This is a genomic window from Paradesertivirga mongoliensis (assembly GCF_024436395.1).
Lineage (GTDB): Bacteria > Bacteroidota > Bacteroidia > Sphingobacteriales > Sphingobacteriaceae > Paradesertivirga > Paradesertivirga mongoliensis.
Genome location: NZ_JAFMZO010000002.1, coordinates 1,118,732 through 1,145,486, shown reverse-complemented (window position 1 = coordinate 1,145,486; position 26,755 = coordinate 1,118,732). Strand labels below are relative to the sequence as shown.

25 protein-coding genes are annotated in these 26,755 nt (G+C 42.5%); 15 read left to right on the top strand and 10 right to left on the bottom strand.

Annotation, left to right across the window (positions count from 1 at the left end; translation table 11 throughout):
- Positions 1-96: 96 nt before the first annotated feature.
- The 3 genes from J3P43_RS11000 to J3P43_RS10990 all read left to right on the top strand — a co-directional run bounded on the left by J3P43_RS11000 (position 97) and on the right by J3P43_RS10990 (position 5,062).
- Positions 97-2,955 carry a TonB-dependent receptor gene (locus J3P43_RS11000; RefSeq protein WP_255902209.1) on the top strand — a complete coding sequence of 953 codons (2,859 nt, stop codon included), beginning with the start codon at positions 97-99 and terminating at the stop codon, positions 2,953-2,955.
- 83 nt (positions 2,956-3,038) lie between these two features.
- Positions 3,039-4,388, top strand: coding sequence for a beta-helix domain-containing protein (locus tag J3P43_RS10995; RefSeq protein ID WP_255902207.1), 1,350 nt, complete (start codon positions 3,039-3,041; stop codon positions 4,386-4,388).
- 149 nt (positions 4,389-4,537) lie between these two features.
- Positions 4,538-5,062 carry a hypothetical protein gene (locus J3P43_RS10990; protein WP_255902205.1) on the top strand — a complete coding sequence of 175 codons (525 nt, stop codon included), beginning with the start codon at positions 4,538-4,540 and terminating at the stop codon, positions 5,060-5,062.
- 395 nt (positions 5,063-5,457) lie between these two features.
- Here the strand turns inward: J3P43_RS10990 and J3P43_RS10985 are convergent, their stop codons facing one another.
- Positions 5,458-6,648: a hypothetical protein gene (locus J3P43_RS10985; protein WP_255902203.1), complete on the bottom strand. Its 1,191-nt coding sequence runs from the start codon at positions 6,646-6,648 to the stop codon at positions 5,458-5,460.
- A 306-nt stretch (positions 6,649-6,954) separates the two neighbouring features.
- On the opposite strand from J3P43_RS10985, the gene J3P43_RS10980 reads away from it, so the two are divergent.
- Genes J3P43_RS10980 through J3P43_RS10970 form a run of 3 tightly spaced genes read left to right on the top strand, consistent with a single transcriptional unit; the run spans position 6,955 to position 9,520 of the window.
- The gene (locus tag J3P43_RS10980) at positions 6,955-7,740 is read left to right on the top strand and encodes a LiaF transmembrane domain-containing protein (protein ID WP_255902201.1); all 786 of its coding nucleotides are present in this window, start codon (positions 6,955-6,957) and stop codon (positions 7,738-7,740) included.
- Positions 7,741-7,742: 2 nt separating this feature from the next.
- Positions 7,743-8,780: a sensor histidine kinase gene (locus J3P43_RS10975; protein ID WP_255902199.1), complete on the top strand. Its 1,038-nt coding sequence runs from the start codon at positions 7,743-7,745 to the stop codon at positions 8,778-8,780.
- Complete coding sequence (locus J3P43_RS10970; protein WP_255902196.1) at positions 8,777-9,520, top strand: LytR/AlgR family response regulator transcription factor; 744 nt, start codon at positions 8,777-8,779, stop codon at positions 9,518-9,520. The genes J3P43_RS10975 and J3P43_RS10970 overlap by 4 nt, the downstream gene beginning before the upstream one ends.
- Before the next feature lie 18 nt (positions 9,521-9,538).
- Here J3P43_RS10970 and J3P43_RS10965 read toward each other — a convergent pair whose 3' ends face one another.
- Positions 9,539-10,063: an NADPH-dependent FMN reductase gene (locus J3P43_RS10965; protein WP_255902192.1), complete on the bottom strand. Its 525-nt coding sequence runs from the start codon at positions 10,061-10,063 to the stop codon at positions 9,539-9,541.
- Between the two features lie 164 nt (positions 10,064-10,227).
- On the opposite strand from J3P43_RS10965, the gene J3P43_RS10960 reads away from it, so the two are divergent.
- From J3P43_RS10960 to lepB, 5 genes are all read left to right on the top strand, one after another.
- A complete protein-coding gene (locus J3P43_RS10960) occupies positions 10,228-11,034 on the top strand; it encodes a ParA family protein (RefSeq protein ID WP_255902190.1) in 807 nt (268 codons plus the stop codon).
- Positions 11,031-11,942 (top strand): ParB/RepB/Spo0J family partition protein, encoded by a 912-nt coding sequence (locus tag J3P43_RS10955; RefSeq protein ID WP_255902188.1) that lies wholly within the window; start codon positions 11,031-11,033, stop codon positions 11,940-11,942. Before J3P43_RS10960 ends, J3P43_RS10955 begins: the two co-directional genes overlap by 4 nt.
- Positions 11,942-12,619, top strand: coding sequence for a DUF5683 domain-containing protein (locus J3P43_RS10950; protein WP_255902185.1), 678 nt, complete (start codon positions 11,942-11,944; stop codon positions 12,617-12,619). The genes J3P43_RS10955 and J3P43_RS10950 overlap by 1 nt, the downstream gene beginning before the upstream one ends.
- A 69-nt stretch (positions 12,620-12,688) precedes the next feature.
- Positions 12,689-13,432 (top strand): 4-hydroxy-tetrahydrodipicolinate reductase, encoded by a 744-nt coding sequence (dapB, locus tag J3P43_RS10945; RefSeq protein ID WP_255902183.1) that lies wholly within the window; start codon positions 12,689-12,691, stop codon positions 13,430-13,432.
- 8 nt (positions 13,433-13,440) lie between these two features.
- Positions 13,441-14,961 carry a signal peptidase I gene (gene lepB, locus J3P43_RS10940; RefSeq protein WP_255902181.1) on the top strand — a complete coding sequence of 507 codons (1,521 nt, stop codon included), beginning with the start codon at positions 13,441-13,443 and terminating at the stop codon, positions 14,959-14,961.
- 76 nt (positions 14,962-15,037) lie between these two features.
- On the opposite strand, the gene J3P43_RS10935 is transcribed toward lepB, so the two are convergent.
- The 7 genes from J3P43_RS10935 to rpmB form a co-directional block, all read right to left on the bottom strand.
- The gene (locus J3P43_RS10935; protein WP_255902179.1) at positions 15,038-16,120 is read right to left on the bottom strand and encodes an Ldh family oxidoreductase; all 1,083 of its coding nucleotides are present in this window, start codon (positions 16,118-16,120) and stop codon (positions 15,038-15,040) included.
- Positions 16,117-17,721, bottom strand: a complete 1,605-nt coding sequence (gene bshC / locus J3P43_RS10930) for a bacillithiol biosynthesis cysteine-adding enzyme BshC (RefSeq protein WP_255902177.1) — start codon at positions 17,719-17,721, stop codon at positions 16,117-16,119. Before bshC ends, J3P43_RS10935 begins: the two co-directional genes overlap by 4 nt.
- A gap of 50 nt (positions 17,722-17,771) precedes the next feature.
- A complete protein-coding gene (gene rimO, locus J3P43_RS10925) occupies positions 17,772-19,103 on the bottom strand; it encodes a 30S ribosomal protein S12 methylthiotransferase RimO (RefSeq protein ID WP_255902176.1) in 1,332 nt (443 codons plus the stop codon).
- Between the two features lie 11 nt (positions 19,104-19,114).
- Positions 19,115-20,077: a signal recognition particle-docking protein FtsY gene (ftsY, locus tag J3P43_RS10920; RefSeq protein ID WP_255902174.1), complete on the bottom strand. Its 963-nt coding sequence runs from the start codon at positions 20,075-20,077 to the stop codon at positions 19,115-19,117.
- 116 nt (positions 20,078-20,193) lie between these two features.
- Positions 20,194-20,358, bottom strand: a complete 165-nt coding sequence (locus tag J3P43_RS10915) for a DUF4295 domain-containing protein (protein ID WP_255902172.1) — start codon at positions 20,356-20,358, stop codon at positions 20,194-20,196.
- Between the two features lie 75 nt (positions 20,359-20,433).
- Positions 20,434-20,616, bottom strand: a complete 183-nt coding sequence (rpmG, locus tag J3P43_RS10910) for a 50S ribosomal protein L33 (protein ID WP_255902170.1) — start codon at positions 20,614-20,616, stop codon at positions 20,434-20,436.
- Positions 20,617-20,635: 19 nt separating this feature from the next.
- Positions 20,636-20,869: a 50S ribosomal protein L28 gene (gene rpmB, locus J3P43_RS10905; RefSeq protein WP_255902168.1), complete on the bottom strand. Its 234-nt coding sequence runs from the start codon at positions 20,867-20,869 to the stop codon at positions 20,636-20,638.
- A 316-nt stretch (positions 20,870-21,185) separates the two neighbouring features.
- Between rpmB and J3P43_RS10900 the strand changes: the two genes are divergently transcribed.
- The 4 genes from J3P43_RS10900 to J3P43_RS10885 all read left to right on the top strand — a co-directional run bounded on the left by J3P43_RS10900 (position 21,186) and on the right by J3P43_RS10885 (position 25,794).
- Positions 21,186-21,470 carry a DUF485 domain-containing protein gene (locus tag J3P43_RS10900; protein ID WP_255902166.1) on the top strand — a complete coding sequence of 95 codons (285 nt, stop codon included), beginning with the start codon at positions 21,186-21,188 and terminating at the stop codon, positions 21,468-21,470.
- Positions 21,467-23,383, top strand: coding sequence for a solute symporter family protein (locus J3P43_RS10895; RefSeq protein ID WP_255902163.1), 1,917 nt, complete (start codon positions 21,467-21,469; stop codon positions 23,381-23,383). The genes J3P43_RS10900 and J3P43_RS10895 overlap by 4 nt, the downstream gene beginning before the upstream one ends.
- An 85-nt stretch (positions 23,384-23,468) precedes the next feature.
- Positions 23,469-25,376 carry an acetate--CoA ligase gene (gene acs, locus J3P43_RS10890; protein ID WP_255902160.1) on the top strand — a complete coding sequence of 636 codons (1,908 nt, stop codon included), beginning with the start codon at positions 23,469-23,471 and terminating at the stop codon, positions 25,374-25,376.
- A gap of 58 nt (positions 25,377-25,434) precedes the next feature.
- Entirely contained in the window at positions 25,435-25,794 is a 360-nt protein-coding gene (locus J3P43_RS10885) for a hypothetical protein (protein WP_255902158.1), read from the top strand.
- Here J3P43_RS10885 and J3P43_RS10880 read toward each other — a convergent pair.
- Positions 25,748-26,641: a PorP/SprF family type IX secretion system membrane protein gene (locus J3P43_RS10880; protein ID WP_255902156.1), complete on the bottom strand. Its 894-nt coding sequence runs from the start codon at positions 26,639-26,641 to the stop codon at positions 25,748-25,750. The two genes, J3P43_RS10885 and J3P43_RS10880, sit on opposite strands and share 47 nt — an antisense overlap.
- Positions 26,642-26,755 lie beyond the last annotated feature (114 nt).

The following is a 26,755-nucleotide window of genomic DNA, read 5'->3' as shown; positions in this document are numbered from 1 at the left end:
TGTTAAGATAACACAGAGGTTACCGATACTTAATTCCCTGCTAACCCCAGCTTAACATTGCGGTAATACTTTTGCAATGAATCAAAATTGTAAAAGGTGAAACACAATCTCATTATCAGAATTTTAGCTCTCGTACTTTTTACCGGAGTGTTAATTTCAGAAACCTATGCACAGGCACCGGGCAAAATAGTCGGAAAGATTACCGACAAAAAAACCGGTGAAACACTAATAGGTGTCACTGTAAAAATCTCAGAAACTAATAAAGGTACCACTACAGATGTGGAAGGGCGCTACGCTCTAAATGGCCTTACCGCCGGAACCTTCACGGTAGAGTTCTCTTATATTGGATATCCTACTAAAAAGATCTCGGATATTGCTGTTTCCGCAGGGAAGGTGACTAACCTGGATGTGGTGATGGAAGAATCTGGCCAAGAGTTGAAGGCGGTGGTGATTACGGCGACTGCGAAGCAGGAATCAATAGGTGGATTATATGCTCAGCAAAAAAATGCTATAAGTATGTCGAGCGGAATCTCGGCAGATGTCATCCGTCGTTCGCCTGATAAAAATACAGGCGAAGTGTTGAAAAGAGTAAGTGGTGCCAGTGTGCAGGATAACAAATTTATCGTTGTGAGAGGTTTGAGCGACAGATATAATAATGCGATGATAAACAATTCGCCTTTGCCAAGCTCCGAGGCAGATAGGAAAACCTTTTCATTTGACGTTATTCCATCAGCACTTATTGATAATGTTATTATAAGTAAAACAGCGACACCTGATCTTCCGGGTGATTTTGCCGGTGGAGCTGTGCAGATAAAAACTAAAGACTTTCCTGATCTAAAAAACTTGCAAATTAGTTACAGCGTTGGTTATAACAGCATTTCAACGTTCAAGCCGTTCTATGGTAATTCACGAAATATTCTAGACTTTTCTGGCTTTGGTGCGTCTTCAAGGGCTCTGCCAGCATCTTTCCCGGCATCTCGGCAACGATATGTCAACCAGTCGATAGACCAACGCGTTGCGCAGACTAAGCAGTTTGATAATTCTTGGGGCATAAATAATCTGGGAAATACGATGCCTACGCAAAGTTTACAGCTTGTATATGGTAACTCGTTCCGTTTTAAAAATGATAGCAAACTAGGGCTCATTCTTTCGACGAACTATCGAAATGCAGCTACGATTTCGCAAGAAGAGCGGAACGACTTTAATGAGTCCGGGGCCACAGGACGCGGTATTCCTTTGTTTCAATACAACGACAGTTATTATAATTTTAGCTCTACGCTGGGCTTGCTGGCTAATATATCCTATATAAAAGGGAATCATAAGTTTGCGTTGAAAAATGTTTTCAACCAAAGCTTTGAGGATAATTATCTCCAGCGTTCAGGAGTATTCGATCTGCAATCAAGGCAAAAGATTTCACAGCAAGAGGTGAATGATAAATCACTTCTTAACTCCGTTCTGGAAGGAGAGCATCTTTTATCGCAAAAAAATAAATCGCGATTGAGCTGGAACACTTCGTTTAGTCGAATCACAAATGACCAGCCCGATTTACGGAGACTTGCCTATGTGAAGAAGGTTACCGATGCCGCTGATGTGGCTTACCAGGCACAGGTTCCATCGGTTGCTACGCCCTCTACTGCTGGTCGCTTTTTTAGCGAGTTAGACGAAAATATTTATGGCGCTTCGGCGAATTATACCCTACCAGTTGAGATTAGAGGACAAAGCCAAACTATTAAGGCTGGATTATCGAAGCAATATAAACAACGTAACGTGTCTGCCAGAGTGCTGGGTTATGTTATAAATACTGATGACTTCGCGGCTTCTGAAGCTTTGCTAAGTCTTCCTCAGGGCGAACTTTTCAGCCCGGTTAATATAGCTCAGGATAAATTTTACCTTGAGGATATTACCAATCCTGCCAACACTTATAAGGGATCGGGAGATTTAAATGCCGGTTATTTAATGATGACCAATCAATTGTTCAATAAGCTTAAAGCAACCTGGGGCCTTCGCGTTGAAAATTACATTGAAACACTTAATACGCGTGATAACTCCGGTGCAGTGAACATCGACAATAATTATTTCGATATACTACCCTCAATTAATTTATCATATGCGCTTAACGATCAGTCTAATTTGCGGGCCAGCTATGGAAGAACTGTTGCACGCGCCCAGTTCCGCGAACTTGCTCCATTTAGTTTCTACGATTTCGTTACAGGGACTGTGAAAATCGGAAACACCGAGCTTCAGCGGACTTCCATTGATAATATCGACTTACGTTATGAGTTGTACCCTTCTACCGGGCAGCTGATTTCATTCTCAGTATTTTACAAGCATTTAATAAAGCCAATCGAAAGTAATATAATCTCAGGGTCGACCGCCGCAAGTAAATCGATCTCGTATATAAATGCTCCTGAGGCCGATGTTTTCGGGGCAGAAGTGGAGTTGAGACATAATCTCGGTTTCATTAATTCGGGTTCCAATTTTTTTAAGAACCTTGTTTTTACGGCAAATGCTGCTGCAATAAAATCGCAGGTAAACTTTGTTAATGCAGTAACAATATTAGATAAGAGACCGCTACAGGGCCAATCGCCTTACCTTATCAATACTGGCCTTCAATATTCGGCACCTAAGACAGGCTTACAGGCTAATGTGCTTTACAACAGAATTGGACGAAGGATCGCGATCGTTGGTTTCGGCCAATACAGCGGCGATACTTTTCAGGCTGATTATCCAGACATTTACGAAGCGCCCCGCGATCTGATAGATCTTCAACTATCTAAATCAGTCATCAGGAATAAAGGAGAATTGAAGCTGAGTATCAGTAACCTGCTTGATAGTGATGCAAATTTTTACCAGGACTTGAATACGAATAAGCGCTACGATTCTAACACAGATCAGCTAATTAACTCCGTTCAGTTCGGCAGAACCATCTCACTGGGGTTTGGATACCGGTTCTAAGATTTAATCATAAGGTAACATAAGTTTAAATGCCTGATAATACAGTGAACTTATTTTTGGACATCTTAATAAAAAGAAAGATTATGAATATTAAAAGAACTAAATTTTTTACGGTTATGCTGTTTGCAGCGTTAACTGTGTTCAGTGCTTGTAAAGATAATGATCCCGTTGACGGCGAGATTATAGCGAAGGAACAGGAAATCATAGAGGGTCAGATAACCTCTACAAAAACCCTTGATGCGAATAAAGTTTACCTTTTGAGAGGATATGTTAGAGTAATGGCAGGCGGAAAACTTGTTATCCCAGCAGGTACAGTAATTAAAGGTGAAAAGGCTACTAAAGCAGCACTTTTTATTGAAAAGGATGGTGACATCGAAGCAAATGGGACGGCATCTAATCCTATTGTTTTCACATCTGACCAAGCTGTTGGTGTAAAGAAAGAAGGTGATTGGGCAGGTATAGTTATCGCTGGTAAATCCACGGTAAATACAGCCGACGGAACCGCCAAGTATGAAGGAGGAATCTTGGGCGCAGGTGTTGCAGAGTATGGTGGAAACGTTCCTGCAGACAATTCAGGAAGCTTTACTTATGTGCGTATCGAATTTGCGGGATATCCGGTTGAAGCTGATAAAGAACTTAACGGACTGACCCTTTGCGGTGTAGGTAGCGGAACAACTATTCACCATGTTCAGGTTTCTTACGGCGGTGATGACGGCTTTGAGTTTTTTGGAGGAACCGTGAATGCAAGTCACCTGGTGGTTTACAGAACAGTGGACGATGATTTTGATTTCGATCAGGGATATACTGGCAAAATCCAGTACGGTATTTCTGTAAAAGATCCTAACCTTGCTGATAAAAGTGTTTCTAAAGCTATTGAGCTTGAGAATAAAGGAGCCGTAACAGGTGGTGTTTATACCAAGCCAATTATATCCAACTTTACCTTTATTGGTCCAGGAGCCAGCTCAAACGCCAATCATGGTGCAGCTATTCATTACGGACTTAACAGCAGAATGGTTTTAGCTAACTCCATTATTGTTAATGCCAGAGGAAATGCTGTAGAATTTACAGAGTTCCCGGCTGCTGAAGCGCTTGCAGGCAGAGCAGGGTTCTCTAACAATCTTGTATTTGGTAACGCAGCCAATTACGGTTTGTCTGGAACTGTAACTTCTTTTGCAGATGCAGCGGCTTTAGCCACCTTTGCAGGAACAAAAGGAAATGCGACTGTAGCCAATTTGGATGCAGCAGGGTTTAATAGCATTGAGTTGGGTTCTCCAAATCTAACTCTGAAGGCTTCTTCTCCAGCAAACGGAAAAGCAAAGTTTGAAGGCGAATTAGCTACTGGTTTCACTGTAGAGACATTTGCAGGCGCTATGGGTACTGTTAACTGGACAAACGGCTGGGCCAACTGGGATCCAAAAAATACTACTTACTAAAAAACTCTTCAATATTTCTAAAGCCCTGCCAACTATGGTGGGGTTTTTTAGTTTAACGCATATCTTGTGGTTCGGCCTAATTAATCTAATCATAACATTCGCCCTGTTTCACTTTGCTATATGATCTCGTATAGTCATAAATAGTATTTATGAAAAAGATCATCATTATTCCCCTTGTGTCATTAACCGTCTGTCTGGCATTCTGTTCTAAGAATAGCATTGAAGTTAGCCCAAATAATCTTTCCGCTTGCCAAGCAAACTCCCAATGCTCCTATCTTTTTTCAGACCAAGCCGATGTGGATTCTTTTCATCGGGTTCAATCGGGTGCACATCGTCTGTTTTGGTTTAAAGATGAGCGGAATTTAGGAGGGTGTCAATTAATATCCACCTTATGGATTAAAGCCCCACTTAACAAGAATGCATTTTTATTAGATACCAAAGATATTGCAAATGGTCTCGTTAGCTATTCTCAATTATGCATATGCTGCACGTTAATAGGAGTAAAGTCTATCGGTGGATATGTTAAAGGAATCAATACAAATCCGGAAAAAAGCTCCGATCAAACAAAGTGGCTGATCGAAGCTGAGATAGTTTTAGCTACCATCCATAGTAGCAAACCCATTGATACCTTATATATAAAGCAATACTTCTATCCTAATTTCGTGTATAATTGAATAATTAGCAAAATTGAGATGTAATTGATATTGTAGACATGCTGTCTATTCCTGAAATAGCTTGACAGGTTTTACAACTGAAAAAAATGAAAGAAGTAAAGTCTGAAAGAGCAAAAGAGTTGTTTCCCAAAGGCGAGAGTCAACATGAACGATCGTTTCGACGCTGGTTAGTCAGAGAGATTGAGGCTGGCCGTTTAACGCTGGGAGGGGCACTGGAAAGATTTGATTTTGGGAGTACTAACCCCGAGAGTTTGGTTCGGTCGTGGCTATATCGCTACTCTTCGCCGGTATTGTTAACTTTACCGGTATTACCTCGAGGTAAATGGTCTTTACAGTAGTGTAATTTGCCATTACAAAGCGTAAATTGACTATTACGACTAAGTAAATTGAATTAGCTAGGGCTCATAAGCATAAACCACTTCATATCCCACATTTCTATACTTAGCCGCGACCTGACCAATTTTCAGATCGCCTGCCTGTGGCGTTGGCTCGCAAACATAATACTTCTTTCCCTTATACATAATCGGCTTACCTACCGGTTTATCAAACTGTACGGCCATGGTGATATGGGTGGGGTAAAGCAGGGCAATCATCGGTAAATTATAAATCTCTTTTACCAGGTAGAAAAAGAGGGCGGCTCTGTCGTCGCAATCGCTATATTCTGAGAATAGCGTTTGTTCGGGTGTTAAGCGTTTTTCCTTCCCAAAATTTAGCTCATCATCTTCATATAAAAAAGCATTTCGGGTAAACCGCATCAGGTAATCAATCCCTTTTTTCTGACTCATCCCGGATAGCGTCGTTTTAAGCGATGGAATTAACGAGCTATAAGTCTCTCTGCTAAGAGGAATATTAAAATACGATTTGAAGTCTACCACCGGATAATTAGCAAATATGGTTTGCACCTGCGGCGTCAGTTTAATCTCAAAATGATAAACCTTCTGGCGATATCTGAACTGGATGTTTTTGATAGTGTAATCTTCAGGCTTAAAATCTGGCATCTGGGTAACCTTGTAGGAAAACACATGTTTTGCTTCTTCAAGAGCAAGTTCTACCGGATAAATTTTATTGTTCTTTAAATCAATGCCAGGGTAATCGTGAATATTGAGACAAACGTACTGGTGTCCATCGATAATATAAAACGGGATATCAGAAATATCATCCTCACTTTTTACATAGAAAAGAAGCTTGTCCCCCTCCAGGGCAAGTCTTGCATCATAACCGGTCTTCGACAGAAAAAACCATTTGTATAAAGTGTACCGGTAGTAGTTTTCGGCTTTGGGCGCGATTTGTTGCGCAGTTTTACGGATCAGCTGATAATATAACCAGTCGTTAAGCTGGTGTTTATCTTTATAAAGAGCAAGTGCCTTCAAGATCGATTGATGCTTGCTCTTGTTGATGTCCGTATAAAACGACTTGATAGACGATTCGGTTAACTCTCTTCCAAATGCCACACTTGTGCCCTGATCTAACTCAAAATTGAAGGTGTTACCATAAAACTCAAAGCTGTAATTCTGTGCCCTTCCAAGTGTAAACACCAAGATGAGACTGAGAAATATGCTCCAAAATTTATGGTTCCTGAAATCCATGATTGGGCTTAATAAAATGGTTACATAATGATAATATTAAATATACGTATTTAGTTTTGGTAAGTTGTGATAAGAATCACGCTAAGTGCCAAAATTCTAGCAGGCATTTTTACCGACATTTTACTGTCGCTTACCGACTTCTCTCTCCGTTCTGCCTAATCGCTATTGTTTACATGTTGAAACTCCTATACTTTTATTCCAGAATGTCATTGTTTGAAAAGTGGGGTAGGGAAGGGGAATCTTTATCAGCTTTAGATTTAAAAGGCATAAAAAGATTTTATCTAAGTTTGATTAATTATTTAGCAAATGAGCGAAGTACAATTTAAGAACAGGAAAGCGGGAGCAGCCAAGAAGTGGGTGGGGATTGCTTTGTTAATTTTAGGATCAATTTTTCTTTTACAAAGCCTTGGGCTTTTTATTCCCGATTGGATAATAAGCTGGCCCATGTTTTTGATAGCCTTGGGCATTTTCTTCGGTCAGCGACACGAATATCGCAATCCCTCCTCTTATATTTTGATCATTATCGGAGTAATTTTCCTGGCCGATGAGGTGCTCCCCCATGCAGATTTTGATGAGTTCGTCTGGCCCATTGCCATCATCGGAATAGGGATGTACCTGATTATTGGCAAGAAGAAGATTACCAATTGGGGTAAGTCTGATGATGGATTGCCGCCGCAGGATCTGGCTTGGGATAAGCGCGTGAACGAAGACAACGAGCCGATTGCTCCACCACCTTTATCCTCTGCAGATGATTACCTGGATATCGTGTCGATTTTTGGTGGTGTAAAAAAGAACATCGTTTCAAAGAACTTTCAGGGCGGAGAAATAGTAGCCATCATGGGCGGTGCAGAGATCATCATGACTCAGGCCGACATTGGCTCTTCCCGCGTCGAGCTTGAGATAACACAGGTGTTTGGCGGGACTAAAATAATTGTTCCACCACACTGGAAAGTATCATCAGACCTGGTGGCAATTTTCGGCGGAATAGAAGACAGGCGTCCATTTATGGCCGAAAATGCACATTCGGATGAGAAGCACCTGGTGATAAAAGGAACTTCAATTTTTGGTGGAATAGATATTCGCAGTTTCTAAACGTGTCAAAGTCATTATTGTCGTCAACCCGCGTATTAAGTTTCCTTGCCGCCGCTTGGCTGGTGTGGATGGCAATGCACGCAGCCACGTTTTATTGGCTGGGATTTGACTGGCGGATGGCTTTTGCCGATGCAGTTATTAGCAACGTTATTATCTTGCTTTGTGCCCTGATTGTGAGCAATACGCTGCGCTACTATCAGCCGGGAAAAGGAAAGTATTTTTATATCGTTGCCTGGTGCATATTGCTGGCAGCCTTAGCCGTTTTCCTTACCAGATTGCTGCTTCTGAAGATCTATAGCAATGATGCTGTATACGAGGGTATTATTTATAAATCCTTAATACTCCGGTTTTGTGTAGGCTTTTTATTGATCACAGGCATGGGCCTGATTAGTATGCTTTGGTATACTCAGCAGGAGCAAAAAGAAAACGAACGGCGTAAAACAGACGCCGAAAGATTAGCCCGCGATGCAGAACTTTACAATTTACGGCAACAGCTCCAACCACATTTTCTGTTTAACAGCTTAAACTCAATAAGCGCTTTAATCGGCCGCAGGCCTGATGAAGCACGGACAATGATTTACCAGCTTTCCGATTTTCTGAGAGGGACATTACGCAAAGAAGAAAATGAATTTGTAAGCCTCGAAGAAGAACTTCAGCATTTACAGCTCTATTTGGATATTGAACAGGTAAGATTTGGGCATCGCTTAAAAACCGAAATCAAGCAGGAGGAGGGCTGTAGCCGTTTAGTTTTACCGGCGATGCTACTGCAACCGCTGGTAGAGAACGCTATTAAATTTGGCCTCTATGATACAACCGGCGAGATAACCATTACTATCGACGCAAAGTGTGTTCAAAACTACCTTGTGCTGGTTATAAAGAACCCATACGACAAAAGCACCGTAAGGCCCAACAGCGGAACCGGCTTCGGCCTGGGAAGTATCAAGCGGAGGCTATACTTATTATTCGCCCGAACCGATCTCCTTGATACAAGCGGAGAAAATGATATTTTTACAACTACCGTTAAAATCCCACAAGTATGACGAAGGCAATCCTGATAGACGATGAGCCATTGGCCCGCGAAGTTGTAAAAGAATACCTCGAAGAATATCCCGAGATACTGGTAGTAGCAGAATGCGGCGATGGCTTTGAAGGCGTCAAGGCGATTGCGCAGCATCAGCCCGACTTGATATTTCTTGACATTCAGATGCCGAAAATTACCGGGTTTGAAATGCTTGAACTTATTGAGCATCGCCCGGGTGTGATCTTTACGTCGGCTTTTGACGAATATGCAATCAAGGCCTTCGAAGCCCATGCGATCGATTATCTGCTGAAACCGTTCTCAAAGGACCGTTTTAAAAAGGCGGTAGAAAAGTGGATTGAAAAGCAACATCTGAGCGAAGTAAAGCAGCAGGTTCAGGATTTATTGCAGAATGCTCCGGTTTCTCCGGCTCACAGCGAACGTATCGTAGTAAAATCTGGCAGCTCTATAAAAATTATTCCTACCACAGATGTTACTTACCTGGAAGCCTACGATGATTATGTGAAAATCCATACGTCGGAAGGTGTTTTTCTGAAGAATAAAACCATGCAATTTTTCGAGAACAGTTTAGACGACAAGCAATTCGTAAGGGTTCATCGCTCCTTTATCGTAAAGGTTCCCGAGATAACGAAATTGGAGCCTTATGAAAAAGATTCTTACAGGGTAATTATCAAATCAGGAGAAAGTATGCCGGTGAGTAAAACGGGGTATGTGAAGTTGAAGGCTCTGTTGCAATTGTAGGGTTAAGGTCTCCACAATCTAAAATCCCACAAACCTCTCCATCTGCTGCGCTGTAAATTTTACAGTGTCCGCTTTAAATAATTTACCGTGCTCATCAAACTCTTTATGGATGCTAGGGATATGCAGCTTCAGCGACATCACCTCCAGGTTCATATAATGGCATATTCCTGTAAAGTGATCCACTCCCCGGATATTTCCATATTTTCCTGTCGAAATTCCGACCAGTGCTGCTTTCTTTCCTCTGAAACTGGCGGGGAATTCACAGGCATCGATAAACACTTTTAAAATGCCCGGAAAACTGCCGTTGTATTCAGGGATAATAAAGATAAATTTTTGTGTGGACGTGATTAGATCCTGGATGGGCTGCCAGCTTTCGATCTTCTGATTCTCATACATCGCCGGGTGAATAATTTTTTCCGGGAGGTTTCCAAGGGATAATATTTCAGCGTTCAGGCCCATGCTTTGCAGGCCGCTTTTATAGTATTCAGCAACTTTGAGCGTGTAACTTTCGGGGCGGTTAGTACTTGCAATAATGGTTGTCATTTGTGGATAATATGTGTAAAACCAACAGGCGCTGCGCTTATTAAATTGTTTAAAGTTTGTATCTTAGGCGATTGTTAAATGGCTTTCAGAACGGCAAAAATAGTATTTTAATTTGCTAATAATCTTTCTGTAAGCGCAAATTACCCTTGAAACCAGGATAAAGAATGAGTAAGATTATCGCGTTAGCTAATCAAAAGGGGGGAGTTGGGAAAACTACTTCATCAATTAATCTGGCAGCAAGTTTAGCTGTGCTAGAATACCGCACCTTGCTGGTGGATGCTGATCCGCAGGCCAATTCCACTTCAGGAATAGGTTTTGATCCGCGCACCATCAAAGCAAGTATTTACGAGTGCATCATAAACGATGTAGAACCTCAGGATGCCATACAAAAAACAGAAACACCAAACCTGGATCTGTTGCCGGCACATATCGATTTGGTAGGTGCCGAGATTGAGATGATCAATCTCGCAGAGCGGGAGTACAAAATGAAACTGGTACTGGATAAGGTGAAAGATGATTATGATTTTATCATCATCGATTGTTCGCCTTCTCTGGGATTGATAACCATTAACGCACTTACTGCGGCTAACTCGGTTATTATACCTGTACAGTGCGAGTATTTCGCTTTGGAAGGCCTCGGAAAATTGTTAAACACTATTAAGATCGTTCAGAATCGTTTAAATCCCGAACTGGAGATCGAAGGAATTCTTTTAACCATGTACGATGTGCGTTTAAGACTCTCAAACCAGGTGGTCGAAGAAGTTAAAACGCATTTTCAGGATCTGGTTTTTGAAACAATTATTCAACGTAATACACGTTTAAGTGAAGCTCCCAGCTTCGGTGTATCAGTGATTATGCATGATGCTAATTGCAAGGGTTCAATCAATTATCTGAACCTGGCACGTGAGATAATCCGTAAAAACGGCATGGTTGGCGAAGCCGAAACAAAACAAGAAACCGTTATTTCATGACGTATCAAAAAAAGACAGGATTAGGAAGAGGATTAAGTGCGTTGTTGGATGATACAGAAGCGGTTCAGTCATCAAAACCAGCCGCGGAAAGTGCAAGCGAATCAAAGCTGACCACCTCTTTGGGGACAATCTCCCATATCAAAATAAGTGAAGTGGAGGTTAACCCATTTCAGCCCCGTACCGAGTTTGACGAAACTGCGCTTCAGGAGCTTTCAGACTCGATAAAACTGCAAGGCTTGATACAGCCGATAACTGTGCGCAGGGCAGGTGCCAATCATTATCAGCTAATTTCGGGTGAACGCAGATTAAGAGCATCTAAATTAGCCGGCCTAAGCGAAATACCAGCGTATGTTCGTACCGCTAACGACCAGCAAATGCTGGAGATGGCTCTTATCGAAAATATTCAGCGCGAGAACCTCAATTCGATCGAGGTTGCACTCAGCTTTCAGCGGATGCTGGATGAATGCAATTTGAAGCAGGAAGAACTTGGCGAGCGGGTGAGTAAGAACCGTTCTACCGTTACAAACTATCTGCGTTTGTTAAAATTGCCGCCGGCGATTCAGGCGTCTATTCGCGATAACCAAATTTCTATGGGGCATGCAAAGGCTATCCTCGGTCTGGAGGAAGTCGATAAACAGCTATACGCACATAGAGAAATCATTAGCAAAGGCCTTTCTGTTCGGAAAGCAGAAGAACTTGTTCGCGAGATTCAAAATATCGGAATAAAAAAGACTGAAACAAAAGCCCAGCCGGTGTCCTTTGAATTTAAAAAGATTCAGGATGATCTGGCTTCTAAATTCGCCACGAAAGTAACCCTTAAAGTGCAGGGGAATGGTAAGGGTGCTATCGAGATTCCATTTGTTTCTGAAGATGATTTAAGTCGTATCCTCGAATTATTAGATTGGTAATGCATTATTTAAGAGTTTTTTGGATTGTGCTTGGCTGCTGCTTTTCGCTGTCGGGCTTTTCGCAAACAGACTCGAATGTAGTGGTGGTTGATTCTACCATTCGGAATCCCGATGCCAAACGTAATCCGATTTTCAACGCCCCGAAAGATACTTCCGCTAATTTGAAGGTCGAGGGTAAAACTGTCGTTTTTAAGGACTCTGCCCGGCTCGCTTTAGAGCAGATGCCGAAAACAGCAAGCAGGCGATCGGCGATGATTCCCGGCTGGGGACAGGTAACCAACAAACGTTGGTGGAAAGTGCCTATAATTTATGGCGGTTTTGTGTCTTTGGGACTCGCTGTTGAATTCAATCAGCGGTACTATCGAAAATTTTTAAAAGAACTTCAGTTTCGTTATGAACACGAGGGTGAAACCAGCGACCCTGAACTTGTTGTGATTAAAGATCAGCAGGGCCTCCTCCAATACAAAGATTTTTACCGCCGGAACCGGGACTTAAGTGTCCTGGCGGGGCTGGGATTATATGCAATCAATATTATAGATGCATACGTAGATGCCAAGTTCTTCAGGTTTGATATCAGTGATGAACTTGGACTTAAGGTAACCCCGGCAGTGGTTCCAATGGTTTCTCATGCCCAGGTATCGGGCGTTCCGGGAATAAAGCTTCAACTCAAATTATAGCCACACCATTCAATAAGTAAGAAATGATAGCTATACTTGCAGCATCATTTTCAATAATAAATTTTTATAATGAAGATAGCCCTTCTTGGTTATGGTAAAATGGGTCGTATTATAGAGCAGTTCGCTCTCGACCGCGGCCACGAAATAGTATTAAAGATCGACGAAAATAACGTTGACCAAAAAAACTCCGAAAATCTGAGGCTTGCCGATGTTGCAATAGATTTTAGCACCCCTCATTCGGTAATTTCTAATATAGAAAGTTGCTTTGAGGCGGGTTTGCCTTTGGTGGTTGGCACTACCGGGTGGTACGATAGAATACCTGAAATGAAAAATAAATGCGAGGAGAGTAATAATTCACTTCTCTATGCATCTAACTTCAGCGTGGGCGTAAATGTGTTCTTCTTTGTGAATGAAGTGTTGGCAAAGATTATGAACCGTTATCCTCAGTACGATGTGCTGGTTGAGGAAATTCACCATACTCAAAAGTTAGATTCGCCCAGCGGAACAGCGATTACCATAGCAGAAGGTGTTCTCGATGGTCTGGATAGAAAAAAGGAATGGGTGAACGAGCTCGTGGGTAATGGCGAAGAAGTAGTTACAAAGCCCGATCAATTACTTATCGAATCGCATAGGATTGAGGACGTACCTGGTACTCACACGGTGGTGTATAGTTCGGAAGTGGATGATATTGAATTTAAGCACAAGGCTCATGGCAGAGCCGGTTTTGCTCTTGGAGCAGTGCTGGCAGCAGAATGGTTGCAGGGGAAAAAAGGCTTTTACTCGGTAAAAGACATGTTTGATTTTAATATTTAAAGTTCTTAATGGAAAATCTTGGATTGAATATAGTTCTAATCTTAATTCTGATAGGTTATCATCTTGGCCTGTGGAAGTTATTTATAAAAGCCGGCCGGCCAGGATGGGAAGCTCTTATACCGGTTTACAGCTTTTATATCATGCTAAAACTAACCGGAAGACCTGTCTGGTGGATGGTTTTATATTTTATCCCGGTAATTAACGTAATAGTTTGGATAAGCATCCTGATCGATTTTGCCAAGAGTTATGGCAAGGTTGGTTTTGGCGAGCATGTAGCCAGTATTGTGGTGCCGTTTATTGCATTTCCGGTATGGGGTTTTGATCAGAAGACAAAATATCTGGGTCAATCTGCTACGCAGGAGTTTAAAGAAAAGCATCCATATAAAAAGACCGCAGCGAGAGAATGGGCAGATGCCATCCTTTTCGCTGTGGTTGCGGCAACATTAATCCGGAGTTTTATTCTTGAGGCCTATACTATTCCTACTGGTTCGATGGAGAAATCGCTTTTAATCGGCGACTTTTTGTTCGTGAGCAAAGTGGATTACGGTCCGCGCATTCCGATGACACCGATTGCTTTTCCTTTTGCACATCACACCATGCCTGTAACAGGTACTAAGGCATATATCGACGCTATCAACTTAAAGTACAGAAGGCTTCCGGGTTTCGTTGACATTAAGCGCGGAGATGTGGTAGTATTTAACTACCCTGAAGGTGATACGGTGGTTCTTGAAACTCAGGCTGAAGCAAGTTATTATCAGTTAGTAAGGCAAATGGGCAGGGAGCAGGTTCGTTCCAATCCAGGCTTTACCATCGTGGAACGGCCGGTTGATAAAAGGGAAAATTATATTAAACGCTGTCAGGCTATTGGTGGAGATACTCTAAGTATTGTGAAGGGCCAGGTTTATGTGAATGGGAAGCCGAATGAAAATTCGCCTACCAGCCAGATCTCATTTCAGGTAAGCACAGACGGAACGTCTCTTAATCCGCAGGCGCTGCTGGATATGAATATTTCTTACCGGGAGGAGGCTTTTGGGGTGTATACCTTGCATATGACTTACGAACAGGCAAAAGTTGTTGGTGCCTGGTCTAATGTCAAATCAGTGCGACCTGAGATAAGTGAAGCTAATGTGTCGAGTCCTGCTATATTTCCTCATGATCCGCGATACAAATGGAATGAAGATAACTTCGGCCCATTGGTTGTTCCGGGCAAGGGACTTACTATTAAGCTGGATACTCTAAATCTTCCTTTGTACCGCCGCGCCATTGAGGTGTATGAAGACAACAAACTGGAGTTGCGCGGAAGTCAGATTTTTATAAACGATCAGCCCGCCACCTCATATACCTTTAAGATGGATTATTACTGGATGATGGGAGACAATCGACATAATTCCCTCGATTCAAGATTCTGGGGCTTTGTTCCCGAAGATCATATCGTTGGTAAAGCGAAATTTATCTGGATGAGTTTCGATGCCAACGGATCGTTCTTGAGTAAGATAAGGTGGGACCGAATATTTATGGGGATACATTAATCTGCCAGATAAGCAAGATTTTAAGTCCGGGAGCCGATGCTTCCGGACTTTTGTTTTTAGGACTTATTATGAACGATTAGATTCCGTCTATTCCCAAAGTTTTGGCCATTTCATTTAAATCCTTCACTACTGGGTCAACCAATGGAATCCCATGAATCTTCCGTTCAGCTTCGGCTTCTAACTCCGGCTCGCCGGGAATAACCAACGGTTGATTCGCATCAATCGGTTTTGCCGATTTAAAACGCTCTATCCAATTATCCATATGAGATTTAAACTCCTCCACTGGACGGAATCCATCTACCCGCATGGCGCCTACAAAATGTCCGATACCGAGTCCGGGAAGATTAGGTAGCGGATCAAGGAAGCTTACGAATGGAGGCACCCAGGGGCCATAGTTTGCTCCTGACAGCACTGCTGATAAAATATCCACAGTAGCTCCGAGGCCAAAGCCTTTATGACTGCCATGTTCCCTGTCGCTGCCTAAAGGTAGTAAGGAGCCGCCTGCTTTCAATGCATGAGGGTCTGTAGTATTGTCGCCAGAATTGCTTTGAACCCAACCCTCTGGGAGGGGTTTGCCAGCTCGTTGGGCAATTTCAAGTTTCCCATTTGCAGCAGCCGATGTTGCCATATCAATGACTACCGGGGGGTATTTTCCCGCGGGAAAGGCATAGCACATCGGATTGGTGCCAAGTAAACGTTCTGTAGTAAATGTTGGCGCAACCAGCGGACTTGCATTGGTCATTGCGAAGCCTATCATATCCCGGCGAATGGCTTCAAGCGCATGATAGCCTGCTATCCCGAAATGATTTGAGTTTCTTACGGATACCCAGCCGGAGCCATACTTTTCAGCTTTTTCGATGGCTAGCTTCATGGCAAATGGGGCAACAACTAAACCTAATCCGCTGTCTCCGTCTACGGTCGCTGTAGTTGCCGTTTCATGAACTATAGTGATATTGGGTGTCGGATTAATCCTTTTTTTCTCCCAGAGCCGGATATAGCCGCTCAGGCGGGCAACACCATGCGAGTCTATGCCTCGTAAGTCCGATGCAATTAAAACATCAGCTGCGAGCGCAGCATCTTTTTCTGTACATCCAATTCTTTTGAAAACAGCTTCTGTAAAGTTTCTTAACTTATCTTCCTGAATAATATAGGAACTCATAAACAAGGTTCAAGTATAGTGAATTTGAAGTCTAAGGGCTTGAAATGCTGGATCAAGCTCTCTATGAAGAGATCGCCATATTGAGTGTAGAGCAATCCAAAGTTTTCTGTACGTTCTTGCAGGCTCTTGCCCGGAAAATACTTTTCACGGAGATGCTCTATTTGCGATAAAGCGTCCTGATGGTTTCTTTTCTCCGCTTTGATTAATTTTTGTTCCAGATTTGACAGCGCCTTTTCTAGCCGCGCCTTAATCGCTTCGGTACTGGGAGCGAGAGTAGTATCGATTCGGGAAGCCCGGGATTTTAACTTCTCAAACACAATATCAAACTCCAGGTATTCCTCTTTCAAGCTAAGCTGATGTTCTGAATTAGCCAGCACCCATTCTTTCTGTATTGTAGCAGGTGCTTTGAAAATGTCTTTTATTGTTAGTTTAAGGCGATCCAATTTGGTGCTGAAAGAAGGACCTGCAATGAGTGCAGAGTTTCGGGGTACGAGAATAGGAAAGCTTATTCCGAACTGCTCAAAGTTCTGTTTTAACTGCAGCCAGTAAATAATTTCAGCTCCGCCGCCGACATAGGCAAGATTAGGAAGAATCACCTCCTGATACAGGGGACGCATTACCACATTCGGACTAAACCTTTCCGGGAATTGTTCTATTTCTGATATGATTTCGTCTTTGTTAAAAGAAATGCTGGTGTTTAAAACCTGCCATTTTCCATCCTCAAAAATTATTCGTTCCCGTAGTTTATCTTTCAGATAAAAAAAGTTTATTTCTCTGGCGTGAATCTGGGTGTGAAAGCCGGCATCTTCCAGCTCTTTTGATGTTTTGTTTATCGCAGCAAAACTTTTTTGCTCAACAACATCTCCTTTAATGTAGGGAATAAACTGCTTTTTCAGGTCTGTGTTGTCGGCATCAATAACCACAAGTCCATATTTGGAAAAGAGCTTGTGCACCAAAAACCGGGTAGCATCGGCAAGGGTATTATGGCATAGATAAGCTTCTCGTAAGATGGAAGCAAGTTTCTCAGAGTTTTCGGAAATACCTAATGCACTCTGATATGCTTTCAGTGTCGCTTCTATTGATGAAGGATCAATCCGCCCGGTTGCACCGCTAACTTTTTCATCCCAGCTAAACTTCTTACCGTGAAGCCTGGTATGATTGATCTCAGCGAAATCATGATCTTCAGTCGCCATCCAATATACCGGTACAAAATTCTTATCAGGATATTTGTCCTTTAGCTGATCGGCCAGGTTGATTGCTGTTACAATTTTATAGATAAAATAGAGTGGCCCGGTGAAGATATTAAGCTGATGTCCGGTTGTAATTGTATAGGTAGTGGGCTTGCTGAGACTGTCGATATTATCAAATACCTTGTTTGACTGTGTATTGTGATACCGGGGATCTGAATACTGGTCTTTTAATGTTCTTGCCAGTACATCGCGGCTAACTAAGGGCTCTTTTTCCGCGAGCAGCCTGCCGAAGGAATCGGGATCAGGCCAACAGGATATGTAAGGCTCTAGTTTGGAATCGTGCGATAAATAGCTCAACAAAGTATCCGAAAAGCTATTTGTTTCGCCGTAATCGATGTAGGTTGCTTTCATCGTGGAGACGAAAATAGGGGAAAACTTTTATTCTCCCCGCGATGCATCAACTATTTGACAATTTGTCCATATAAATCGAAATCTTCCGCACGATCGATTTTTACGTTTACGAAACTGCCTGATGTTGCGTAGTTTGTGCTGGCATGCAAAAGTACTTCGTTATCTACTTCCGGAGAATCAAATTCAGTACGTCCTACAAAATAATCGCCTTCTTTTTTATCGATCAGCACTTTAAAGGTTTTACCCACTTTAGCCTCGTTTTTCTCATATGAAATAGACTGCTGGATGTCCATGATCTCTTCCACGCGTTGTTCTTTTACTTCTTCAGGGATGTCATCTTCAAGAGAGTGAGCGTGTGTTTTTTCTTCGTGAGAATAAGTAAAGCATCCTAATCTGTCGAAACGAGTTTCAGCAACCCACTCTTTCATTTCCTGGAAATCCTTTTCCGTCTCGCCGGGATATCCGCAGATTAAAGTGGTTCTTAAGGCAATCTCAGGAACCCTGTCGCGAATCGTATTCACCAGGTCTATTGTCTTTTGTTTGCCGATACCTCTGCGCATTGACTTTAGCATATCGTCGCTGATGTGCTGAAGGGGCATATCGAGATAATTACAGATGTTTGATCGCTCATTCATTACATCCAGAACTTCCATCGGGAAGCCGGAAGGATAGGCATATTGCAGTCTGATCCACTCTAATCCATCTACGTCCGAAAGATTTTTTAAGAGATCACTTAGATTGCGCTTTCCGTAAAGGTCGAGCCCGTAGTAGGTGAGGTCCTGGGCGATAACCACCAATTCTTTAGTTCCGTTCCGAACTAAATTCTTTGCTTCTTGTACCAGTTCTTCAATGGGTCTGGATACGTGTTTTCCACGCATTAACGGGATAGCGCAAAATGAGCAGGGGCGATTACAGCCTTCAGATATTTTGAAGTAAGCGAAATGCGAGGGAGTAGTTAAAAGTCGTTCGCCGAGCAATTCATATTTATAATCTGCACCTAAGTTGGTCAATATATTTTGTAGGTCATTGGTTCCAAAAAAGGCGTCGACATTTGAAAGTTCTGCCTCAAGCTCTGGTTTGTAACGTTCAGAGAGGCAGCCGGTAACTACCACTTTCCCGACTTTACCCTGTTCTTTTAATTCGCTGTATTGAAGTATCGTATCGATCGATTCTTGCTTAGCATTGTCAATAAAGCCGCAGGTATTAATGACAATGATGTCGTCTTTAGCGTTGATGCCCGATTCATGTACGACATCTATCTGGTTGCCTTTCAACTGGCCCATCAACACTTCCGAATCGTATACATTTTTAGAACAACCCAAGGTAATTACATTCACTCTTGGTTTTATTGCTGGTTTATTAACCGAAACTTTCGTCCTCATTCCTTCTCTTCTTATTTGAACAGACTTTCAACAAATTCTTTTTTGTTAAACAGCTGTAAATCATTTATTCCTTCACCCACACCGATATACTTAACCGGGATTTTAAACTGATCTGAAATTCCTATTACCACGCCGCCTTTGGCTGTACCGTCAAGTTTTGTTAAAGCTAAAGCATTAACGTCTGTTGCCTGCGTGAATTGTTTACATTGTTCAATTGCGTTTTGGCCGGTGGATGCGTCAAGTACTAAAAGAATTTCATGCGGTGCTCCGGGGACAACCTTTTGCATTACATTTTTGATCTTAGTAAGCTCGTTCATCAAGGCCACTTTATTATGCAATCGTCCCGCGGTATCGATAATGGCAACATCCTCACCGTTAGCTACTGCCGATTGCAGTGTGTCAAAAGCGACTGAAGCAGGGTCTGAGCCCATTGGTTGCGCTACCACCCGCACATTTACTCTTTCTCCCCAGAGTTTTAATTGCTCAACCGCAGCTGCACGGAATGTGTCTGCAGCGCCCAGAACTACTTTGCTTCCAGTTAATTTTAATTTGTGAGCCAGCTTACCTATTGTGGTCGTCTTTCCAACACCATTTACGCCAACAACCATAATTACATAGGGCTTATGGCTTCCATATTCAAAATTTTCGAAATCGCTGCTATTATTTTCAGCAAGGAGATCCTGTATTTCTGTTCTCAGAATGCCGTTTAGCTCGGAAGTGTTCACGTATTTATCGCGAGACACCCGCTCCTCAATGCGTTCGATGATTTTTAGAGTGGTGCTTACGCCAACATCCGAAGTAACCAGGATCTCCTCCAGCTCGTCTAAAACTTCTTCATCCACCGTCGATTTGCCGATAACAGCTTTAGTAAGTTTAGAGAAAAGGCCTTCCTTGGTTTTTTCTAAACCTTTATCCAGGGCCTCCTGCTCTACCGGAGTAGTTTCTTTCTTTTTGAAAAAATCAAATAATCCCATGATTCAGATGTGTAGATTTTAGATGTGCAGATATGCAAATAAGAGCTTCAAATAAATACAAAAAAAGCCCTCCAGATATAATCAGGACGGCTCTTGAATATTTTAAAGAAAAAAGATTAAACTTTTTTAGCTTCAGCAATTGCGTCTTTAACGTGATCGTTATGTGCAATGATTTCTTTAAATGTGTAAGCGCCGGTTTTAGGAGACTTTACCATTGTTATTACTTTGGAATATTCTTTACCTTTTCCGGTTTTCAGGGTTGCAACTACTTTCTTTGCCATGTTTTCTTAATGATTGAATTGATGATTGTTTGTTTTAGAATGATTGCCTTATCAATCGATCTACACTATCCTCAATTATTTAATTTCTTTGTGAAGAGTTACTTTTCTCATGTTAGGATTGAACTTCTTCAATTCTAAACGCTCAGTAGTATTCTTTTTGTTTTTGGTGGTGATATAACGAGACATCCCAGGTACGCCACTTTCTTTTTGCTCAGTACATTCTAAAATAACCTGAACTCTGTTACCTTTCTTAGCCATTTCTTTTCTTTATAATAGATTAAATAGATCCTTTTTTAAGGAATTTATTAACTACGGCAGTAATACCGTTTTTGTTGATCGTTTTAATAGCTGAAGTAGAAACCTTTAACGTGATCCAACGTCCTTCTTCAGGGATGAAAAACTTTTTTACTTGCAAATTAGGATGAAATTTGCGTTTAGTTTTAACGTTCGAATTTGAAACGTTATAACCATTCATGGACATTTTTCCTGTTAAATCACAAATTCTCGACATGACTATAGTATAATGTAATATTTTTTAAACTCGGCCTCTTTAAAGAGTTTGCAAATATCGGTAGAAGAAATAACATACGCAACTAAAAATTGGAAAAATAATCAGGCTTTTTATATAACAATTGAGCGCTTCTTTAAGAATTCTCTGGCAGCCTTAAAGTAATGCCAGGAAGAGGCTGGTTTCTGGCCAAGCCCTTCGTGATTTTCTTTCGATTGTTCTATGATTTATATCTGTTACAACAATATTTCTGAAATCTTTTTAACTTGTGCGCCACATACAATAACCAATTCAACGAACTTAACTAATAATAAACAATATGCTTCATGAACCCGCAGCTGAAGTAGGTATCGAAAATGCCTCCAAAAAGAAGGCCTCGCTAGGCGTCTGGTTTTTCTTCCTCTATCTTTTCTTTTATGCCGGCTTTGTAGTTATCGGTGTTTTAAATTATGAACTGCTTGCTACCGAAGTGTTCGCCGGACTTAACCTTGCGCTGGTTTATGGAATGGGACTGATCGTTTTTGCGGTTTTACTCGGCATCCTTTATAATTTTTTCTGCTCGCGCTACGAAGATGATCTTAACACAAAGGAGGAGAAAGTATGATATACGAAGTTTCTTATATCGCTATATTTTTCTTTGTGATTTTTGTTGGCCTTGTATTAGGCCTTTCCTTTTATTTTGCGCGTAAAACCAGCTCTGCGTCGTCATATTACGCAGCCGGCGGCCAGATTCACTGGGCGGTAAATGGTATCGCTTTCGCTGGAGATTATTTATCAGCGGCATCTTTTCTCGGCATCTGCGGAATGATCGCGACAGTAGGCTTCGATGGGTTTCTATACTCTATCGGCTTTCTGGCGGGATGGATCGTAGCACTTTTCCTCATAGCCGAACCCTTAAAGCGACTGGGTAAATATACCTTTACGGATGCGTTGAACTCGACATTTAAGTCTAGAGCTATCACTCTCACCGCGGCGATCAGTACGCTTATCGTTTCCATCTTCTACCTTATTCCTCAAATGGTGGGTGCCGGCGATCTGGTAACTCCATTATTAGGATTTCCGCATTGGGTGGGAGTAGTGCTGGTTGGAGCGGTGGTGATTTTTATTGTCGCCAGCGCTGGTATGACCTCCACTACTTATGTCCAGTTTATTAAAGGAGCGCTATTATTGGTTTTGTCGATTATATTAACCTTCTATATTCTGAAAAACGGCTTCACTTTAAGTCCGGATCATCAAGGGAAAGCATATCACAAATACATAAATCTAACCCCTCAAATGGCTGATAGCAGTGTTGTTGCCGTGGAAGGCTGGCAGGTACTTGCGCAGCAGCAGGTGAAGGGTAAGGATTTTGTAAAGCTTGAGAAAGACGGCGTGGAAAGATGGTTTCATCTTGCGAAAAAAGAAGGCAACTTCGTCCTAAAAGAAGCTCTTTCGATATCTGATGGGTCTAACGGCGAGAAGCTTTATAACGGAGAGCCAAAAGAGAAAGCTAACTTTTTCCAGGTGGGCCATATGAGTAAAATTATTGTAGATGGAAAGGAAGTGGAAAAAACCGGTCCGGTAGGGCCATTCGAATTTTTGTCTACCATTAAAAGCAGTGAGATCGTCAGATTTTCTGAAGTAAAGTTTAGCGATGAAGGTAAAAAGGTGTCTCTGTTTATACAAAATCCTACATCCGGCGAAAGCTTTATGCTACCGGGACTAAAATATAAGATCGGAAAAGGGGCCAGCTTCTGGAGTCGTCTTGACTTTATTTCGTTAATGCTGGCGCTCTTTCTTGGAACGGCGGCGCTGCCACATATCCTGATAAGGTATTATACGGTAAAATCACAACGAGATGCCCGCAAGTCGACGATCCTGGCGATTGCAGCCATCGGAGTATTCTATATCCTCACTTTATATATGGGTTTGGGTGCGGCGATAAATGGTGTTCAGGATGTGGAGTCGAGCAATATGGCGGCACCGCTGCTGGCCAAAGGATTCGGGGTGGTGTTATTTTCCATTATATCTGCTGTTGCCTTTGCCACTATTTTAGGCACTGTAGCCGGATTGATTATAGCGTCGTCTGGCGCCATTGCGCACGATTTAATGGATAATTACTTCAAAGTGGATCTTAGCGACGGAAAGAAAGTGAAAGCCGGAAAAATAGCCGCCTTCGGCGTTGGCATCTTTGCAATCGCACTGGGTATAGCGTTTAAGGGAATGAATGTATCCTTTTTGGTGGGATGGGCCTTTTCAATAGCGGCGTCTGCAAATCTGCCGGCAATCCTTTTCCTGCTTTTCTGGAAGAGAACAACAGCCAGCGGGATTTCGGCCTCAATTGTGGTTGGAATTGTATCGTCTTTGCTGATCATCCTCACTTCGCCAACCATGTGGGACCGGTACGGTTTAGATCCGGCTACAGCCTTCCATAAGCTGGATAACCCGGCGATAATATCCTTTCCGCTCGCAGTACTTACAGCGTATATCGTTTCGCTTATGACGAAGAAAGACCGTGTAGAGAAGGTGATAGGATAGGGAAGTAAGCCTGGTCGATCGGGAAGATTAGAATTCGAACGGCTGGGTATTGATAGAATAGTTTGAAACAAAGTATAATCATAAAATGAATTTGCAGATCAAGTCTTTTGACGAGTATAAGCGTGTTTACGAGTACAGCGTAAATGAACCGGAAAAATTCTGGGCCGAAGTTGCCTCGTCTTTTACCTGGAAAAAAAGATGGAACTCGGTATTAGAATGGAATTTTAAAGAACCCAATATTAAGTGGTTTCAAGGTGCAACCTTAAATATAACAGAAAATTGCCTTGACCGCCACCTTGAAAATAATGCAGATACTCCTGCGATCATCTGGGAACCCAATGACCCCGAAGAGCATCACAGGGTGTTAAGTTACCGGCAGTTGCATGATAAGGTATGCCAGTTTGCCAATGTTCTGAAAAATAATGGCGCTAAAAAGGGCGACCGGATATGTATCTACTTGCCTATGGTGCCCGAATTAGCCATTGCTGTATTGGCTTGTGCAAGGATTGGCGCCGTGCACTCGGTTGTTTTTGGTGGTTTCTCTGCGCAGTCTATTGCAGACCGTATAAATGATGCCGCATGTTCTTTGGTTATCACTGCCGATGGTGGTTTCAGAGGCAACAAAAATATTCCGCTTAAAGATATTATTGACGACGCCCTGGTGCAGTGCCAGAGTGTAGATAAGGTTATTGTGCTAACACGCAGCCGGACGCCAATCTCTATGATTAAGGGTCGCGATGTATGGTGGGAAGATGAAATTAAAAAAGTAGAGACACAGGGAAATCCCGACTGCCCTGCCGAAGAGATGGACGCAGAGGATATGCTGTTCGTTCTTTATACATCCGGTTCTACCGGAAAGCCTAAAGGTGTGGTACATACCTGCGGAGGGTATATGGTTTATGCCGGATATACATTCGCCAATGTGTTTCAGTATCAACCGGGCGAAGTATATTTCTGCACGGCTGATATCGGCTGGATCACCGGTCATTCGTACATCGTTTACGGCCCGCTTTCACAAGGCGCAACCAATGTTATGTTTGAAGGAATTCCTACCTACCCGGATGCAGGTCGTTTCTGGGACATTGTAGAAAAGCATAAAGTTAATATACTTTATACAGCGCCTACAGCCATTCGCTCGTTAATGAGCTTTGGCGACGAGCCGTTGAAAGGAAAAGATCTAAGCTCAATAAAGAAATTAGGTTCTGTTGGAGAGCCAATTAACGAAGAAGCCTGGCATTGGTACGATGAGAAAATTGGAGCTAAAAACGCGCCGATAGTTGATACATGGTGGCAAACTGAAAATGGCGGGATTATGATTTCGCCTATTGCAGGAGTAACTCCCACAAAACCCGGCTATGCAACACTTCCCCTTCCGGGGATACAGCCCGTTCTGGTGGATGAAAACGGAAAAGAGATTGAAGGGAATGGGGTAAGCGGGAATCTTTGTATCAAATTCCCATGGCCCGGTATTATCAGAACCACTTACGGAGATCACGAACGTTGCAGGCAAACTTATTTCTCGACTTACGAGAACATGTATTTTACCGGCGATGGGTGCTTACGCGATGAAGACGGTTATTACCGGATAACGGGCAGGGTAGATGATGTGTTAAACGTTTCGGGCCATAGAATTGGAACTGCTGAAGTGGAAAATGCAATTAATATGCATTCTGATGTGGTGGAGAGCGCAGTGGTTGGTTATCCTCATGAAATTAAAGGACAGGGTGTGTATGCCTACGTAATTCTTGGCACTTCAAGTCATGATAAGGAACTCACCCGTAAAAATATACTCCAAACAGTTACCCGGATTATCGGCGCCATAGCCAAGCCCGACAAAATTCAATTTGTTACAGGTTTGCCCAAAACGCGTTCCGGTAAAATTATGAGAAGGATTTTACGGAAGATTGCCGAGGGCGATACGGCGAATCTGGGAGATACAAGTACATTGCTTGATCCGGCGGTGGTGGAGGAAATAAAGGAAGGAGCATTATAGCCGGACGTTCTCTTCAGCTTAAAGGGTGGTTATTAGTTAAATCACCCTTTTTTATTGAATGTGCCGATTGTTCCAAGCGTGGCACGGCGTTTACTTTATCAGCAACGGAGCTTTTTTGATCAGTGACGGAGCTTACTTTATTAGCGACGGTGCTTACTTTATCAGTGACGGAGCTTACTTTATTAGCGACGGTGCTTACTTTACCAGTAACGGAGCTTGTTTGATTAGCGACGGCGCTTACTTTACCAGTAACGGAGCTTGTTTGATCAGCGACGGAGCTTACTTTATCAGTAACGGAGCTTGTTTGATCAGCGACGATGCTTACTTTATCAGCAACGGAGCTTGTTTGATCAGTAACGAGCTTTATTACGCTAAAAATAACACTGCGGAAAATCTCTGCCTTTTACCGGGATTCTGAATTTCAGCGAAATTTCATGTGAGCCTTTTTCTATCCGCGACAATTTTGTAGAAGTAAAATCGTAGGAGTAGCCAACGGCTAAGGTAGGCAGAACGTATAGTTGGGCAATAGCGTTAAAAGCATCTTTCGAACGGTATGAACCACCCAGCCAAAGCCTTTCTGCAAAGAGTACGCTTGCATTCATATCGATAAGAACCGGTGACCCGTTTACATAATTTATAATCAGGTGAGGTTTGAATTTTATCATATCTGACAGTTCTGCAATGTATCCGCCTTGAAGAATATAGTGCGGCCTGTAAGTTGTGGAAGAAGCTAAATTACTTATTTCGCCCAAGGGCCTGTAGTAAAAGTGAGGAGATGAAAGTCCCACATAATATTTCGGGCCAAAGAATACTACCCCCAATCCAAAATTGGCGCGCATCTGACTTTGATCTTCAAATACGGGGTCGGTGGTAGATTGAGGGCTTCCGGCATAGTTCATGGAATATTCTGCACTGTATGAACTTAGTCCCCCATTAAAGCCAACAGCTAAATACGATTGTTCACCGACCGGTACACGTTGAGCAACCGTCAGGTAAACGCCTTTTTCGGTTATTACCTCGCCAATCTGATCTCTGATTATGGAAGCCCCGACGGAGGTGTTACTTTCGCCCACTGGAGTATGAATGGATAAGGTTTGAGTATTAGGAGCTCCTTTAAGTCCAACCCATTGCTGGCGATATAAGGATGTGATGGTTAATGCCTCGTCGGTTGCGGAATATGCCGGGTTCAGCGCTAAACCATTAAACATATACTGGGTATACATGGCTTTTTGCTGAGCCTGAAGATTGGTGCAGGCCAGAAGCATAATGATTAAGCAAAGATCTCTTCTGCCGGCCAGAAACTTCAGGCAGCTGGCGACAGCTGAAATATTCCTGCTTGAGCAGTTGCAAGTCCTTTCTCTAAGTCTGAGTATATGTAG